This window comes from Flavobacterium xueshanense (genome assembly GCF_900112975.1).
In the GTDB taxonomy this organism is placed as follows: domain Bacteria; phylum Bacteroidota; class Bacteroidia; order Flavobacteriales; family Flavobacteriaceae; genus Flavobacterium; species Flavobacterium xueshanense.
In genome coordinates this window covers 1-17456 of the sequence record NZ_FONQ01000026.1, presented here as the reverse complement: position 1 = coordinate 17456, position 17456 = coordinate 1, and the positions used below count along the sequence as shown (strand labels likewise).

16 protein-coding genes are annotated in these 17456 nt (G+C 35.2%); 4 read left to right on the top strand and 12 right to left on the bottom strand.

Annotated features, from left to right (window positions below; genetic code table 11):
- Together BMZ76_RS16270 and BMZ76_RS15530 are read right to left on the bottom strand one after the other, a co-directional pair.
- On the bottom strand, positions 1-277 hold a 277-nt coding region (locus BMZ76_RS16270; protein ID WP_396230385.1), incomplete at its 3' end, for a helix-turn-helix domain-containing protein.
- Positions 278-367: 90 nt separating this feature from the next.
- On the bottom strand, positions 368-1627 hold the full coding sequence (locus BMZ76_RS15530; protein ID WP_091209225.1) for an asparagine synthetase B: 1260 nt from the start codon (positions 1625-1627) through the stop codon (positions 368-370).
- Positions 1628-1968: 341 nt separating this feature from the next.
- On the opposite strand from BMZ76_RS15530, the gene BMZ76_RS15525 reads away from it, so the two are divergent.
- The gene (locus BMZ76_RS15525) at positions 1969-2619 is read left to right on the top strand and encodes a DUF547 domain-containing protein (protein ID WP_167547480.1); all 651 of its coding nucleotides are present in this window, start codon (positions 1969-1971) and stop codon (positions 2617-2619) included.
- A gap of 65 nt (positions 2620-2684) precedes the next feature.
- On the opposite strand, the gene BMZ76_RS15520 is transcribed toward BMZ76_RS15525, so the two are convergent.
- The 9 genes from BMZ76_RS15520 to tgt all read right to left on the bottom strand — a co-directional run bounded on the left by BMZ76_RS15520 (position 2685) and on the right by tgt (position 12635).
- The gene (locus BMZ76_RS15520; protein ID WP_091209219.1) at positions 2685-3353 is read right to left on the bottom strand and encodes a response regulator transcription factor; all 669 of its coding nucleotides are present in this window, start codon (positions 3351-3353) and stop codon (positions 2685-2687) included.
- The gene (locus tag BMZ76_RS15515) at positions 3353-4150 is read right to left on the bottom strand and encodes a sensor histidine kinase (protein ID WP_091209216.1); all 798 of its coding nucleotides are present in this window, start codon (positions 4148-4150) and stop codon (positions 3353-3355) included. Before BMZ76_RS15515 ends, BMZ76_RS15520 begins: the two co-directional genes overlap by 1 nt.
- Entirely contained in the window at positions 4114-4794 is a 681-nt protein-coding gene (locus BMZ76_RS15510) for a hypothetical protein (RefSeq protein ID WP_091209212.1), read from the bottom strand. Before BMZ76_RS15510 ends, BMZ76_RS15515 begins: the two co-directional genes overlap by 37 nt.
- A 1125-nt stretch (positions 4795-5919) precedes the next feature.
- Complete coding sequence (locus tag BMZ76_RS15505) at positions 5920-6318, bottom strand: hypothetical protein (RefSeq protein WP_091209209.1); 399 nt, start codon at positions 6316-6318, stop codon at positions 5920-5922.
- Between the two features lie 382 nt (positions 6319-6700).
- On the bottom strand, positions 6701-8245 hold the full coding sequence (dnaB, locus tag BMZ76_RS15495; RefSeq protein WP_091209202.1) for a replicative DNA helicase: 1545 nt from the start codon (positions 8243-8245) through the stop codon (positions 6701-6703).
- Positions 8246-8385: 140 nt separating this feature from the next.
- The gene (locus tag BMZ76_RS15490; RefSeq protein ID WP_091209200.1) at positions 8386-9339 is read right to left on the bottom strand and encodes an acetyl-CoA carboxylase carboxyltransferase subunit alpha; all 954 of its coding nucleotides are present in this window, start codon (positions 9337-9339) and stop codon (positions 8386-8388) included.
- A gap of 115 nt (positions 9340-9454) precedes the next feature.
- Positions 9455-10342, bottom strand: a complete 888-nt coding sequence (locus BMZ76_RS15485) for a DMT family transporter (protein WP_091209197.1) — start codon at positions 10340-10342, stop codon at positions 9455-9457.
- A complete protein-coding gene (locus BMZ76_RS15480) occupies positions 10329-11417 on the bottom strand; it encodes an LptF/LptG family permease (RefSeq protein ID WP_091209195.1) in 1089 nt (362 codons plus the stop codon). Before BMZ76_RS15480 ends, BMZ76_RS15485 begins: the two co-directional genes overlap by 14 nt.
- Positions 11418-11504: 87 nt before the next feature.
- Positions 11505-12635: a tRNA guanosine(34) transglycosylase Tgt gene (tgt, locus tag BMZ76_RS15475; protein WP_091209193.1), complete on the bottom strand. Its 1131-nt coding sequence runs from the start codon at positions 12633-12635 to the stop codon at positions 11505-11507.
- Between the two features lie 381 nt (positions 12636-13016).
- Between tgt and BMZ76_RS15470 the strand changes: the two genes are divergently transcribed.
- Both BMZ76_RS15470 and BMZ76_RS15465 read left to right on the top strand, forming a co-directional pair.
- Positions 13017-14177 carry a tyrosine-type recombinase/integrase gene (locus BMZ76_RS15470; protein ID WP_317615074.1) on the top strand — a complete coding sequence of 387 codons (1161 nt, stop codon included), beginning with the start codon at positions 13017-13019 and terminating at the stop codon, positions 14175-14177.
- A 293-nt stretch (positions 14178-14470) separates the two neighbouring features.
- A complete protein-coding gene (locus BMZ76_RS15465) occupies positions 14471-14944 on the top strand; it encodes a hypothetical protein (RefSeq protein ID WP_167547479.1) in 474 nt (157 codons plus the stop codon).
- Between the two features lie 13 nt (positions 14945-14957).
- On the opposite strand, the gene ltrA is transcribed toward BMZ76_RS15465, so the two are convergent.
- Positions 14958-16274, bottom strand: a complete 1317-nt coding sequence (gene ltrA / locus BMZ76_RS15460) for a group II intron reverse transcriptase/maturase (RefSeq protein WP_091209184.1) — start codon at positions 16272-16274, stop codon at positions 14958-14960.
- Between the two features lie 759 nt (positions 16275-17033).
- On the opposite strand from ltrA, the gene BMZ76_RS15450 reads away from it, so the two are divergent.
- A partial coding sequence (locus BMZ76_RS15450; protein WP_143071113.1) for a transposase occupies positions 17034-17456 on the top strand: 423 nt, incomplete at its 3' end.

The following is a 17456-nucleotide window of genomic DNA, read 5'->3' as shown; positions in this document are numbered from 1 at the left end:
GTACTTTTTCTTTTTCCTTAGAAAGTAGTGATTCTAGCTCTTTTATTCGTTGTTCTGGAGTATTCTTTTGTGACATAGATGGTAATTCTTTCCAATCTAAGATACTATGTTTTCGCATCCAAACCAAAACAGTGCTTCTACCTTGAATTCCATACTTTTTTTGAGCTTGTTTATAGGTTAACTCGCCTTTTTCTACTTCGGCAACTACTTGTAATTTAAAAGCTAGGCTGTAATCTCGTTGACTACGTTTTTGTCTTTGCGGGGATTGTGATTCCATAAATTAAGTTGTTTGAGTGACAACCTATTTCAGGACGGGACAGCTAAAAAATAAAAGCCAATCAATTTCCGATTGGCTTTTATTTTTACCTTATGTTTTTAATTTTTTCTTTCTGGCTGCTGGAAACAACACATTATTCAAAATCAAGCGATAGCCCGGTGAATTAGAATGCAAGTCCAAAACCGTAGGCGGATCACCCACCTGATGTTGAAAATCTTCGGGATCGTGACCACCATAAAACGTGAACATTCCTTTCCCTTTTTGCCCATGAATATAACGTGCTTCCCCATTTAGTTCGCAAGATCCCATAACCAAAACATTTGATTTTATTAAAGGCGAATCAAAAGCGGTAGTTTGCCCCATAAATCCTTTGACCAACTGCGTGTGATTTTGACACAACATACTAGGAATTGGATCCCATTTTGCTGAAAATTCCATTAAAGTAAAATAATCTTTGTCCATAGGAATTCTTCGTTTTGAAGTCATATCAATATCCGAGAATTCATATTGCTCGGGTCTTCTTTCCAAAGTAAAATCTTTGAAGGCAAAAGAATTATTGTAATTCATCTTTGATTGGTAATTTCCTTCACTGGCATCGCCATCAAACATGGCTTCGCAAATATCAAGTCCGTCAGCCGCCAAAGCAATATCAAAACTATCCGTTGCAGAGCACATCGCAAACATAAATCCTCCTCCAATTACAAAATCCCTGATTTTTTTGGCTACAGCTCCTTTTTCATTAGAAACCTTAGAATATCCCAGTTTGGAAGCTAATGTTTCAGCCTCTTTCTTTTGTTCAATATACCAAGGAACATTTTTATAGGCTCCATAAAATTTTCCGTATTGTCCCGTAAAGTCTTCGTGGTGCAAGTGCAACCAATCGTAAAGCAGTAATTGATCACTCAGTACTTCTTCATCATAAATTGGAGTAAAAGGAATCTCAGCATACGTCAAAACCAAAGTTACAGCATCATCCCAAGGTTGTTTTCCTTTGGGGGTGTAAACAGCAATCTTTGGTGCTTTTTCTAATACTACTGATTCCATATTCTGGGAAGGACTGGAGATTTCATTTAATATGGCCACTTCTTCTCCATCAGAAATTATTTCGAAACTGACACCTCGAATCTGGCATTCTTTACGAATTTCCTCTGCATCAGGCAGTAAAAAAGATCCGCCACGGTAATTGAGTAACCAGCTTGCTTTATAATTTTTATTCAAACACCAATAGGTTATTCCATACGCTTTCAAATGATTTTTCTGCGAGGTTTCATCCATTGGTAATAAAATAAAAGAAGCTTTAGTAGATATTGACACTAACAAAATGAGTATAAATAGAAATCGTTTGCGCATATTCTGAAAATTTTGATACCTCAAAGATAGAAACTAAGCATTTGAATTATTTCATATTTAACTTTTAAATGAATTACAAAGATTGCCTTTTTTAATAAAACACGTAAAAATACGCATAGCCAAACTATATCTTAATCATAAATTCGCAGATATCACTTAAGCAATCATAATGAAAAATTTAGTAATGAATCCAAATGAAAGCAATGACCCATTCAATTTAATGAATTTATTTAAAAAAATAGGATTATGTCTATTAGTAATTCTCATTTTAATTTTTTACATGCTTTGTTTCCAACATCTTCGTTTGTAGATTATTAAAAAAATATTGTAAATAAATCATTTTGAAAAATTATTATACCACTTTATCAGAGGAAATTCTCTCTATAGCAAAATTAGAAGGAGATTCGACATTGCTCAGGAGACAGCTTTTCTATATCCGACAAGCCAAACTGGAGAAAAGTCTGGATACTAATGATTTGAGAAAAGCATTTTGGATAAATATTTACAATGCATTTTTTCATATCATTTCAAAAAATACGGAAGATCGTGACGCCATTTTCGCATTGAAAAGAATAAAAATTGCTCATTCTTTACTTTCATTAAACGACATTGAGCACGGAATTTTAAGGAAGACTAAATTTAAAATGGGTTTTGGATACATTACCAATCCATTTTACTCTGATTTTATAAAAACACTAGCAGTAAAAGAGTTGGATTACAGAATCCATTTTGCATTAAAAAGTATTTGTTTAAAAAATCCAACAATTGATTATTATGAGAGTGAAATTATCAATGAACAACTCCAAAAAATCACCAAAAAACTGATCAAATCTGAGACCCATTTCGATACCAATTTAAAATTAATCACAACCTCAAAATTTTTATTTTCCTACCATCGAGATTTTGGAGGCATGAGTTCCGTTAAAGAATTGTTGCAAACGACTTTAGAAAAAGACATAAAAGGCTACACGCTTCAGTTCAAAAATAGTTAAAAACGCCAGAAATTCCTATTAGCAACAAATTCTATTGCGTGTACTTTTCAAGTTAACCAGCAATCTTACACATCAAGTAGCATAATTTCATTTTGAACTGCGTAGACAACTAATCCTGCAATATTTCTGGATTCTGTCTTCAACAACAAATTATTTCGATGTCCTTCAACCGTTCTTGGACTTATAAAAAGAGCATTTGCAATTTCAACTGTACTCTTTTGGGAACAAATAAGTCTAAGCACTTCAATTTCCCGAGCGGTTAAAAAATTAGTATCTAATATGCTTTTTGTTTTTTTAGAAGTCAACACGTCCGCCTGAATGATTTTCATGACATAATCCGTGTAATAAAATCCTTTTTCCGCAACTTCATTTATAGTTGTCAGTAATTCCTGGGGCGTCGCGCTCTTTATCAAATACGAAACGGCACCTACATCAATCATATTCGCGACAAAAGATTTAGAATTGTAGCTCGTCAATGCAATAATTTTTAACTCCGGAAACTCGGCATGGATGATCTTTGTTGCTTCAACACCATTTATTCCGGGCATTTTTAAGTCCATGATAATAATATCAGGGTGATTGTTTTTATTGCTTTGGAGAAAAGAAATCAATTCGTTCCCATTAGAAGCTTCAAAAATAATTTTAATATGTGCTTCACGCCCCAATAAAAAAGAAATTCCTTTTCTAAAAAGAATTTCATCATCCACTAATATAATTTTTATAGTTTTATTCATTATTTAAAATTAAAAACTACTGAAATCCCTTTATTTAATACTGATTCCAAGGTCAATTTACCATTCAAAAAAGCGATTCTGCTTTCTATATTTTTCATTCCGAGACCTTTCTGATTTTCATTATTTTTCATTTCAAAACCAATTCCGTTATCCGTGTAATGACAATTTTTTATACCATTTTCTTCTTCAAAAAGAATCGAAATAACCGTGGCTTTTCCATGTCGTAATGAATTATTCATCAGTTCCTGTAAAATTCTAAACACATGCAAATGTTTATCGTTATCTGAAATAGCAAATGTCGTTTTATTTTGATAATCTATATTTACAGCTTTGGAACTGTTAAATTCCATGCATAATTCCTCAACGCCTGCATGCAATCCAAATTTATCCAAAACCGGCGGTAGCAAACCGTGTGCAATTTTTCTTGAATTATCTAATGCTTTGTGTGTAAGATCAATAATGTTAGCCGTGATTTCAATTACTTCATTAGCGGTTAAATTAGGCGCGGTCAGCAAATGACTATTTAAAGAAACTATATTAAGTTTAGAACTAATATCATCATGCAAATCTTGCGCAATACGCTTGCGTTCCTCTTCTTGTGTAATAATAACGGCACTTAAAAGCTCTTTTTGATACTGAATTTCTAAGTCTTTTTTTTCTAATTCCTTCTGAATGATTTTTCTTTGTGAAAGTTTAAAGAAAAGTATTAATAACAAAGCCATGAATAATATTAGAAAGACCCCAAGTGCAACAATTAAAACTAATCTGTTTTCTTCCGATAAAAGCTCTTCCACCATTCGATATTAATTAAGATTTGATATAATAAACAAAAGAAAGCATTTAATACCCAAAAATACATATACAAAGAGGGACCAGTATCAACTAATAAATTTCCTGCCGCAAAAATTAACGAACTTGTTAACATATAAATAAAAATGCCGGAATTTATATATGAATATGACTTTTCTTTAATAAGAGTATTTAAGAAGTATATTACTGCATAGGAAGAAATTACAACTTGAGTAAAAAAAATTCCTAAAGAATTATACTTTTCAAAAAGATGATCCTCAATCAAATATTGAAATGTAAAAACAACCATCGTAAAAATTATAATCCCGCCAATGACAATTCTTATTTTCCTTTTTTTTAGTAAATAATAATAAAAGAAGCTAAGAAATAAAAATTGAGAAATGAAATAATAGTGGGACAACCAAATATTATTAATGCGTTTATTAAATAAATAAGTTGAATAGAATTGAATCACACCTACTGTCAAAAGATAACAGAAAAATATTACAAATATTTTTTCCTTAACAGCGGTTTTTAGAAATAAAAGTATGTTAAAAGCTAACAGGTAATTGGCTGATTTATATAACAATTCATAGATTTCCTTTGCTCCATAGGGCAAAAACATTAAATTTATAGTGGTATACGACCCCATCTCGTTAAGTTTTATAATTGATTTATTTGACGAATGCTTTTCTAATAAGTCTTTTAGTACATAGTTTTAATTGATTATTGCCATTATTTTTTTTCTATTTTCATAAAATATGAATCATTGCTTAAAAAACAACGCGACATAAAAACAACAAATCTCTATGACTATTAAATTAAAGCAACATTGTATTCTCCCTCCAACTCATCAAATTTGCTCTTTAGCCATACAAAAGCCTCTTCTAATTTATTATTTTAAGCAATGCTTTAAAGAGAACTGTTTTGTCATAGTATATCGTAGAAAGAGCTTCTTCCTTGTAATCCTGCATTTTAATCATACTGCTTACGAAAGGTGAGACAAAATAATACATTTCGTTATACTTGCTACTCCCATCCAATTTTAAAAAAATATCATATCCCTGAACTTTCTATAAAAAAACAATTCACGCTCTGTAGAATATTTTTCAACCATCAATGTTGCTAAACTTGTCTAATATCCATCACAACCTTGTAGGCATTGGAGGTCGAATCCATGTAAACGGTAGCAAAATTTCGCGTTTGATCATTTTAAGGTAAGTGAACGGACTTGATAATGTTATCACTTATCTCAAAATAAAAAGCCATAAACTCGCAATTCTAATTCTAAAACCTGTTATCCAAAGAATTCTCACCAAAAAAACCTCCTCTTATTGTTTTTTTTTATATTCTAAAGCATCATTAAATTGCATTTGATACTGTACAAAATTTGCTAATAATTCAGATACTTCATCTACAAAATAACGATTCCCAAAATATTCACGATAACCATTTTTTGTTAAAATCGGAATAAATTAGCTGCCGAAATCTTATTTGCAACGCGGTATCAATAAAAGTCGAATAGAGTTAAGATTTAAATGGTCCTTTAAACCATACATAAAGCGAATACCTACTATTTTTTCTGAAATACTTAGTATGCTCAAAATCAAATTTTTCTCTACCAATACAGCGTTATGTAAACCAGATTAGATGTCGTCACATTATCCTTTCACAGATTGGGACACTTCGTTAAAGATATAATCTAATAAGTTTTTGTCTTGAAGTATAATTATTAAATTTTAATATTACACAAATTTCAAACTTTTAAATCAAGCGGCTACTGGTTAAGCGGGCTATTTTTATCACAAGCATTTGGACAAGGAGTTGTAAAATCATAAATATCATCTTGCCCGGCTGGCTCATTCCCCACCCCAACGGTAATCATATCGACATAAATCTTTGTTAGCGGATCGTATTTCGTACCTACGATCATTAGTTTCTCCACTCCATTATCATCAATCCCAATATAGGCTCTCACGGCATCAACGTCTTCGGTCAATACTTCCAATAAATCTATTTTTGGAATTAAAAAGGCATTTAATTCGTGGTGTTTGTTGTAGTTCCCTTCTTTTTTCTTCCATCGCTTGGCCCATTTTTTTGCCTCTATTAGCGGAATGGTGTTTACTTTTTTTGCACCCTCAGATGCATTGTTACCTGTTACGGCTTCTTCTGACATAATGTTTAGTTTTTTAGTTATACTACTATTCCGTTAAGAAAAAGAAAATCTAAAGTACTGTTTTTTTTTTCTTTTATGAAGAAAAGGTTTATGTACAATATAAAAAATGTTACATTAATTAAATATTTCCAGTTTTACTTTTTTATTCACTGGAATAATAAGCACACATTTGCCATTTAGATCCTGACACTTAAAGAAATAAATCTTATAATCTGAATAACTTGATGTGATTTGTTTCACTTGTTCACTTCGTTTAAATCTCCTTGGTTGAAATGACACTATTAACAATAAATATTCCGGTATTTTAAAAACTAAAATGGTATTAATTACAAAAAAGCCTACAAAAGTAGGCTTGAATCGTATTTCAAAAAAGGAACGTATGTTAAAAAGGAACATCACTATCATCATCCGGATCATTCAAATTGCTTCCAAACGCGTCATTGGCAGACGGTAAATTTTTGGTGATAAAAGGATTATCATCCTGATTCATACTGGATGGTAAATCATCATAACCACCGCTATAATCTTCCAGATTATCAAATTTTCCGAGATGTCCTATAAACTTCAGTCGAACGTTTTCTATACTACCGTTACGGTGTTTGGCAATCATTATTTCCGCCTGACCCGAAGTTGGTGAAGCTTCATCGTCATCCCATTCGTCAATTTTGTAATATTCGGGACGGTATAAAAAAGATACAATATCCGCATCTTGTTCAATCGCTCCCGATTCACGTAAATCAGATAATAAAGGTCTTTTGCTGGATCCACGAGTTTCTACCGCTCGGGACAATTGCGAAAGGGCAATTACAGGAACGTTCAATTCCTTGGCTAATGCTTTTAAGTTTCGTGAAATCGTTGAAATTTCCTGCTCTCTATTTCCTCCACCTTTTCCGTTTCCTCCAGCTGTCATCAATTGCAAATAATCGACAATAATAATTCGGATTCCGTGTTGTGAAACCAAACGTCTTGATTTAGCCCTTAAATCAAAAATAGACAATGAAGGTGTATCATCAATAAACAGAGGTGCTTTTTCTAAATTCTTAACTTTGGTACTCAGTTGTTCCCATTCGTGCTTTTCCAGTTTTCCGGTACGTAATTTCTCCGATGACAAACCAGTTTCTGAAGATATCAAACGGGTAATTAATTGTACAGATGCCATCTCCAGAGAGAATAAGGCCACTGGCATTCCGTAATCGATTGCCATATTTCGAGCCATCGATAGTACAAATGCTGTTTTTCCCATTGCAGGTCTTGCCGCTATAATGATTAAATCGCTTGGCTGCCAGCCTGAAGTAATCTTGTCCAGTTTGTCAAAACCGGTTGCAACACCACTTAAACCCTCTTGGCCTGCAATTTCTTCAATTCGTTTTTTGGCTTGCAATACTAAACTCTGCGCCGTCTCCGAACTACGTTTTATATTTCCTTGTGTTACTTCATATAATTTAGATTCGGCTCTGTCTAATAAATCAAAAACATCTGTTGTTTCATCATAGGATTCTTCAATAATTTCAGTCGAAATCCGAATCAAACTGCGTTGAATAAATTTTTGAAGTATGATTCTGGAGTGAAATTCGATGTGTGCAGAAGACGATATCTTTTGCGTAAGCTGAATTAAGTAAAAATCACCGCCTGCCAATTCTAATTTTGCATTTTTCTTGAGCTGCGCAGAAACGGTTAATAAGTCAATAGGCTGCGTTTCTGTAAACAATTGCACGATAGCCTCAAATATATGTTTGTGTGCTTCTTTATAAAAAGCATCGGGCTGCAGAATGTCAATTACATCATCAACCCCTTTTTTGTCAATCATCATGGCACCCAGTACAGCCTCTTCTAAATCGAGAACTTGCGGTTGCAATTTTCCTTTTTCAAGGCTTATAATAGTAGTTTTATCAACCTTAACAGGACTAATATTTCTGAAGTTTTCCATATAGCGAAAGTAGCAAAAATAAAAAAAAAATTGGCATTGAGTTGTTACAAATAAATGTTCATAAGTAACTATTTTTTGTTTATAACCCAAAAAAAATCCGAAACGGTAAGGCTTCGGATCAAATTATATTTTGTAAGATTTTACTCTTTATACTCACCCATTTTACTGTATTTCTCCATTCTCTGAGCCACTAATTCGGTTGTTGATAAGTCTTTCAATTCGTTAAAACCTTTCATGATATATTGCTCCACCGTTTTGAAAGTGGTTTCTCTGTCGTAATGCGCTCCACCTAAAGGTTCCGGAATAATATCATCCACTAATTTTTGTTTTTTCATGTCAGCTGAAGTCAATTTCAAGGCCTCAGCAGCCTGTTCTTTATATTCCCAGCTTTTCCATAAAATAGACGAGCATGATTCTGGAGAAATAACGGAATACCAAGTGTTTTCCATCATGTATACTTTGTCACCCACTCCTATTCCTAATGCTCCACCAGAAGCTCCTTCACCAACAATAACAGTGATAATAGGCACTTTTAAACGAATCATTTCAAATATGTTTCTGGCAATCGCTTCTCCTTGTCCGCGTTCTTCAGCTTCTAATCCAGGATAAGCTCCCGGAGTGTCAATCAAAGTCAAAACAGGAATGCCAAATTTCTCTGCCATTTTCATCAATCGCAGCGCTTTTCTATATCCTTCCGGATTGGCCATTCCAAAATTACGGAACTGACGCGTCTTGGTATTAAATCCTTTTTGTTGTCCCACAATCATAAACGATTGTCCGTCAATTTTTCCTAAACCTCCTATCATGGCTTTGTCATCCTTAAAACCTCTGTCGCCAAAAAGTTCCAGAAAAGTGTCGCCACACAAAGCGCGAACGTGATCCATTGTATACGGACGACTTGGGTGTCTGGAAAGTTGTACACGCTGCCAAGCAGTCAAGTTTTTGTATATTTTTCTTTTAGTCTCTTCTAATTTCTTGTTGATTTGTTTGCAAGTATTCGTTACATCAACATCTGATTCCTGACCAATAACGAGACATTTGTCTAACTGTTCTTCTAGTTCTTTTATTGGAAGCTCAAAATCTAAATATTCCATAGGATTTTTGCGTTTTTGTTTTTATTTGGAACCGCAAATATAAAATTTTAAATCGGTCGAAAAGGTAAATATTCTATTTATGTGTAAAAGTTTGCTGCAACAAAGCAGTAGATTCTTATTCTGTTTTGCCCTTTTGATAGTGTTTAATAGCACCATTCAGGATTACGGTGATGACGATTATCAGTGCACCAATGTAAAATTCAAAACTCATTTTTTCTTTTCCGCCAAGGATAAAATACGCCAACACAATGCCGTAAACCGGTTCCAGATTCGTAGTCAACATTACGGTGTATGGTGTTAATTTCTGCATTACTTTCACCGAAGCCGTAAAGGCATACGCCGTGCAAATGGAAGCCAGAATCAGAATTAGAATCCAATTATTAACGGTCAATACAAAAAAGTCTACAGTGAATTTTTTTTGGAACAAAAAGTAAATCGATATGAAACAAACGCCCGCCAGGAATTCATAAAAAGAAATTACCGAAGGATCGTGATCTGCAATCAGTTTTCCGTTCATTAACGTAAATAAAACGCCTAATATAATCGACGCCAGAGCGTACAGCATTCCGTCGAGATAATTGATTTCGACCTTCATAATCAGTGCCAATCCAGCGATAATGATGAGTCCAAAAAAAACTTCGTACCATAATACCTTTCGACCATAAAACAGTGGCTCGAGTATTGATGCAAAAAAAGCACCCAACGAGAAAACCGACAACGTAATTGACACATTCGAAACATGAATCGCTTTGAAAAAAAAGATCCAATGCAATGCAATCAATAATCCTACAAAAATTAATTTGAGAAAAGATTTTAAAGGGATTCTGAACGATTTTTTCTTAAATAATATAAAAATGACTAAAAATATACCGGCAAAAAACATGCGATACCAAACTAAAGCATCTGCTGTAATGGTAATTAAAGCGCCTAGGATGGCGGTAAAACCCCAAATAAAAACAATTAAATGAAGGTTTAAGTAACTTTTTAAATTATCGTTTTGCATTTCGTAGTAAATAAATGGCCAAAATTCCAAAAGCAATATTAGGCAACCAAACGGCTAACATCGGTGGTATACTCGATTTTTCGGCTAATACGCCAAAGATTTTATCAAAAAATACAAAGGCAAAAGCCAATGCAATTCCAATGGCTAAATTGGTCCCCATTCCGCCTCTTCGTTTCATCGAAGAAACCGCAACCGCAATGATAGTAAGAATAAATGCCGATACCGGAACGCTGTACTTTTTATATAAAACCACCAAATACACATTGATATTAGAAGATCCTCTTTCTCTTTCTTTCTCGATAAAGGCATTCAATTTTCCTAAGCTTAAAGTTTCTGCAATGTAAACTACAGGTGTTAAATCCTCTAAATCAAACGTGAAAACAGCATCTTTTTGGGGTAGCTTTTCAATTTTATCATTCAGTTCACCTACTGTTCTTTTCGTATAATCAAACATCGTGTAAGTACTGTCCTTTGGATTCCATTTGATTCTGCTGGCTGTAATTTTATGGATAAGTTTTTCGTTTTTAAATTTTTCCAATGAAAAATTAAAAGCCGTTTTAGACTCGGTATTAAAACTGTTTACATAAATAAACTCATTATCATTAATTTGGCGGTAAACGTCTGTATTATCACCGCGCATGGCTTCTTTTCCACCACCTTTCAAGTACGTATATCTGAAATTATTAAAGCCTTCACTGGCCGCTGGAACGACAAAGAAACCCATTAACAATACAAAAACAGAAACGATAGATGCGCCAATTATATACGGTCTCAAAAAACGTGTGAACGAAATCCCGGAGCTTAATATGGCAATAATCTCCGTATCATTCGCCAGTTTTGACGTGAACCAAATCACCGATAAAAACAAAAATATTGGAAAAAGAGAGTTTGCAAAATAAACCGTAAAGTTGTAGTAATAAAGCCCTATCTCTAAAATCGGAACTTTATTTTCCAGCATTTTATTGATCTTCTCAGATACGTCAACAACGATTCCTATCGGTATAAACAACAACAGCATCACCACAAATGTGGCTAAATATCTCTTTAGGATGTATTTGTCTATTATTGTTAGCATATTTTAAATTATGAGTTATGAGTTATGAATTATGAGTTATGAATTATGAGATACATGCTAACTCATAATTTATAACTCATAATTATTTTACAGTCTCTGGTTCATATTTTTCACCATCATTTCTTTCCAAGGCTTGAAATCGCCCGCTAAGATATGTTTTCTGGCCTCACGAACCAACCACATGTAAAAACCAAGATTATGTATTGTGGCAATTTGTTTCCCTAAGTATTCATTGGCAGCAAAAAGGTGACGCAAATACGCTTTGGTATATTCCGTATCTACAAAGGTGATTCCCATTTCGTCAACGGGCGAAAAATCAGCTTCCCACTTTTTGTTTTTAATGTTAATCGTGCCATTTGCCGTAAACAACATTCCGTTTCTGGCGTTGCGCGTAGGCATTACACAATCAAACATGTCGATTCCAAGCGCAATATTTTCGAGAATATTTATTGGAGTTCCCACACCCATCAGGTACCGCGGTTTGTCTTCGGGCAGGATTTCACAAACAATTTCAGTCATGGCATACATTTCCTCGGCAGGTTCCCCTACTGAGAGGCCGCCAATCGCGTTTCCTTGTTGATTGGAATTCGCAATATATTCTGCTGATTGTTGGCGTAAGTCTTTGTAACAACTTCCCTGAACAATCGGGAAAAACGTTTGATCATACCCGTATTTAACAGGCTGTGTGTCTAAATGATTGATGCAACGGTCCAGCCAGCGGTGAGTCATTTTCATCGAGCGTTTTGCGTAGTTGTAATCACAAGGATAGGGTGTACATTCATCAAAAGCCATGATAATATCGGCCCCTATGGTACGCTGAATTTCCATGACATTCTCTGGTGTAAAAAAGTGGTAGGAACCATCGATATGTGACTTAAACTTCACGCCTTCCTCCTTAATTTTTCGGTTAGCCGAAAGCGAATACACTTGGTATCCTCCGGAATCCGTCAAAATATTCCGGTCCCAGTTCATGAATTTATGCAAACCACCGGCTTTCTCCAAAATTTCGGTTTGCGGACGCAAGTATAAGTGGTAGGTGTTTCCCAGGATAATATCCGGATTTATATCTTCTTTCAATTCCCGCTGATGCACTCCTTTTACCGAAGCTACGGTTCCAACAGGCATAAAAATTGGGGTTTCAATCACCCCATGATCAGTAGTAATACTTCCCGCTCTGGCTTTAGACAGCGGATCTTTTTTTAATAAATCAAACTTCATCTGGTATTTTTATTATTTTTTCGGTCAAATGTAATTCGGCAATAAAGCAGTTTTCCCAAACATTTACCACAGCGCATTACACAGCAACGTATTTCACCCGATTGTTCGGCTGGCAAAGATAGGTTAATTTGAAACCCACTTCAAAAAATATTTTTCGTCCAGCGAAATGAAAAAGTGCCTTGCTGACAACCGTAATTTCAATACTTTCAGGGTAGAAATTAAATAATTATAGCATTCAAAAATCGCACTAGCCTTTATTCAATCAATTTGGGCGTCCCCCGCTGAAAAAGCGGGTCGGGCTATCCGTTATAATCTTTTATTCTGCTGCGCTTCATAAAAGGATTTTCACTGCAAACGAAGTTCACTGAACTCCTATGAAAAATATCAAAAAGTGAAGTAATCCCTCACGCAAAACAGCGGTTATCTAACATTAAAACTTGCTGTAAAAAAACCATTTATAAAATAATTAGTATCTTTCAATCTCAAAATCAACACAATACGACTTGGTCAGCAAAACTTATTAAACACAATAGCGAAAGTAGAATTGCCGTCTATTTTGAAAAAAATCAAGATTTAATTGCCCGTATCAAACAAATAGCAGGAGCACGATGGAGCCAGCAAAAAACAGTTTGGCACCTACCCGATACACTGGAAAACAGAGAACGCTTCAATATAGAACCCCATGCAAATTCACTCCCTTCGGCAGAGGCAATAGAACAAATTGAAAAATTCAAACAATGGATGCGTTCCAAGCGTTACAGCGAGAGCACTATTAGCACCTACAGCGAAGCTTTGAAATCATTTTTGTTTTTTTACCGAGAAAAACCGGTTGTTGAAATCAATAATGAGGATGTAATTATCTATAACAACGGGTATATTTTGAAGAATAAGCTTTCGGCTTCCTACCAAAATCAGATTGTCAATGCGATAAAGCTGTTTTTTAAGACAGTAAGAGGAACCAAGATTGAAGTGGATAAAATACACCGACCAAAACGAGCCAAACTATTGCCCAACGTTTTGAGTAAAGAAGAAGTAAAACTAATCTTAAATGCTCATAGCAACATCAAGCACAAAACAATGTTATCCTTAATTTATAGTTGTGGTTTGCGCCGAAGCGAACTTTTAAATTTAAAACCTGCTGATATAGATTCCAAAAGAGGTATTGTAATTATTCGTCAAAGCAAAGGTAAAAAAGACCGAATTGCTCCTTTGTCTCCAAAAATATTAGAAATGCTCCGAGAATATTATATGGGATATAAACCAAAAACTTGGTTATTTGAAGGAGTAAATCCTGGAGAACCTTATTCCGAAAAAAGTTTACAAAGTGTCCTCAAGCAAGCACTACAAAAAGTAAGCATTACAAAACCCGTTAGTTTGCATTGGTTGCGTCATAGTTTTGCTACTCATTTGCTGGAAAGCGGTACCGATTTACGCTACATACAAGAATTATTGGGTCATAACAGCAGTAAAACTAACGAAATTTATACCCACGTAAGTACGAAAAGTTTGCAACAAATTAAAAGTCCGTTTGATGATTTGTAAAATAAACATACTACATTTGAAAACAAATAAACCTGACTCTTGTCAGACAAAGCTACCCAATTTTGGGGTGATAGGTCTGATTTTGTCAGACGTATATACAAGTTGGCGGTAATGCGCGAACCGAATCAAGAATTATGAATAGATTTTCAATTTTTAAAAAGAGTAAAAACATTTATTGGAGCGTCAATAAAATTTATTATTGTACTTTATTTTCAATTTTGGGATTAGGTTACATTTCACAACAAATTCTGAAACCGACAGAATTATTTTTTCAATGGCTTTCAATCATTGGAATGATAATCGGACTAATTTTGAAATTTAAAGGTTTTACTCAAATAGAACCTATAAGAGGAAAATTAGAAGGATATTTAGTTTTTGAAAAAGAATCGATAAATGTAGACGGAAAATTATACTCGCTAGATGAAATTAATAAAATTAGATTAACAAACGATGATTATAGTGGAAAACTAATTCATACATCAAAAGGTAATATTGGTCCTGCTTTGTCAAACGGAACTAACAATTCCATAATCATTTTTTTAAAGTCAAAAGAAACTATCCAATCTCATTTTGAATTAATAAATTCCAATGATTTTCAAAATATTAAAACAATTTTAATTGAATATTATCTAAAAGGAAAGATTGATTTTGATGAATTAAGAAATTTATTAGGAGCAAAAAATCGTGCAGAAACTAAAGAATTGAAAGAAGAAATAACCGAAATAAGCACTACCGCCAATCGAGTAGACGGCTCCGTCAGAAGCTGACGGAGTGCGCCTCTCACACCACCGTACGTACGGTTCTCGTATACGGCGGTTCGCAAAGTGATGGGTTGAGTTCCTTGTAAATTTCTAACATAGATTGATAGCCTTTCTTCTTGAGCCTTTGTAGGGTAATAGTAGTGGTTAGAATTGGACTTTGAGCAATTCGCCATTTTCCTTTTCTGGTTCTGCTCCAAGCATAAGCATGGTCTTTGTCAATCCCTAATCGCATCAGGTTCTTCCTTTTGCGCTCGGGTTTCTTCCAGTCCGTCCAAATGCAGTAGCGCAGTCTATTGCGCAACCATCCATCAATATCTCGTAACTTTCCTTGAATACTCGTTCCTCGAAAATAGTTTAACCATCCTCGTTGGATTTCGTTGATTTTACGGATGCGTACCTCGAAACTTTTGGGTGCGGTTTTGCGTGTCACTTCTTTTAGACTCTGCTTGAGTTTTGCCCAAGCTTTGTCCCCTACGGTTAACTGATACCTGCCCTTTACTCCTTTTTGATAGGTCGATGCAAACGAAAATCCCAATATCGTGAACTGAATGGGTTTTCTAATCCCACTCTTTTCCAGATTAATGGTCAGTTTCAGCTTGTCTCTCAAAAATAGAAAGATAGCATTCCCGACTGTTTTGGCTTGGGTTTTCGATTTGGTGTAAATGCTAAAATCATCGGCATAACGGACAAACTTCAAGCCTTTTCGCGTCAGTTCTTTGTCCAATTCATGGAGTAAGATATTTGACAAAAGCGGACTTATTGGACTTCCTTGCGGAACACCTTTTCTGCGTTTGACTAGTTTTCCTTTGGTGAGTATTGGCACTCGCAACCATTTGCGGATTAATCGCAAAGTCGTTGGACATTTTACCTTTTGGTAAATCAGGTTCATCAGCAAGCAATGGTCGACTTCATCAAAGAAGGTCTTTAGGTCAATATCTACAATATAATTGTAGCCTTCGTGAATGTTTCCCAAAGCTTTGCCTACCGCTTGGCGGGCGTTTTTGTTGGGTCGAAATCCGAAGCTATTCACACTAAAATCCTTTTCAAATCTGAGCATCATCGCTTGCGATACGGCTTGTTGAAGCAGTCTATCGACTACTGTTGGAATTCCTAAAAGTCTTGTTTTACCATTTCCCTTTGGAATCTCTACGCCAAGAATGGGTTGCGGCAAGTAACGGTCATTCTTAATGTCTTCCAGCAATGCAGATTTATGTTCACGGAAATAATCCGCTAGTTGAGTGGTTTTTAAGCCATCAACGCCCGCACTGCCTTTATTGACTACTACTTGACGTAGCGCCTTTTGGAGATTGTAAGGATGTATTACTTGTGCAATCATACTTGTTGTTTTAATCTGAATTTACTAGTTCTGAATTTATTTCAGAATCTCAGATTCTTGTTTAACCTGTTCCGCTTTTTCAGGGCTATAACTTACGCTATTCCTGTGAAAATTGAGAACCACTTGCGTTCAGTCCTTCCTTGTTTGTGAGTCCTATACCATTTCTATTGGTAACTCGTTCCCCCAAGTACTATGACTTCTGCTGACTTCTCCACCCAACCACTCGTGGTTGTGAAGACCTCCCTCGGTAAGCACTTCCTCTTTCCGTCTATCCCCGACGCATCTACTAACTAAACCTGTTGTCTAAAGGCTTTGCATTGCTGTGCATGCTTACCCAATTTAGCTAGCCTCTTATACGCTTTGTGTTCCTCGGTACAAACTTTTGCCGTTTGGTTTCCTTCACTGCATGGGTCACCCCAAACCAGCTTACCACGTGCTAATCGGCTCAATATAAAATCAACAACTTGCCGATAAGGGACTTGCACCCTCTAGATAAAATTCCTACTTTTGAGGAATTGGAAGTGCATGCAAGGCACACACACACGCTACAAGCAATTTGGGTTTTAGGCTTAATTTGAATATGGTTTTGTACTTGGGAGATTTGGGAAATCCGAAAATTGGGCTTAATTTAGTCCCAAACTGCTTGTAGCGCGGGAACGTCAAACTGTCTAATAACCTTCTTTTTGATCGCTTGCATTTTTTGTATTAAAAATCTTTCAAATAACTTGCGCAACTCGTTGATTTTTTATACATTTAAGAATGAAATTCATCAACGGAACCAACAGAAACCAACTCCCGCTTTTTGCCTCATCGATAGATGATGCCATAGGGAAAGACAACGAAATCAGGCTCATTGACCTTTTTGTAGAGAGTTTAAAACTTACTGATTTTGGCTTTACTTTCGATTTTGTCGAAAACGGAAGACCCGCTTATCATCCTTCGGATTTACTCAAACTCTTTATTTACGGATATCTCAATCGCATGCGTTCCTCCAGAACTCTGGAGAAAGAATGCAGTCGGAATATTGAGCTCATGTGGCTTTTGAAGGGACTCGTTCCTGATCATAATACCATTGCTAATTTTCGCAAAAACAATCCCAAAGCTATTGCTCGCGTTTTTCGTGCAACGGTAAAACTCGCCGCTCACTTTGAACTCATTGGCGGAAGCCTTGTCGCTGGTGAC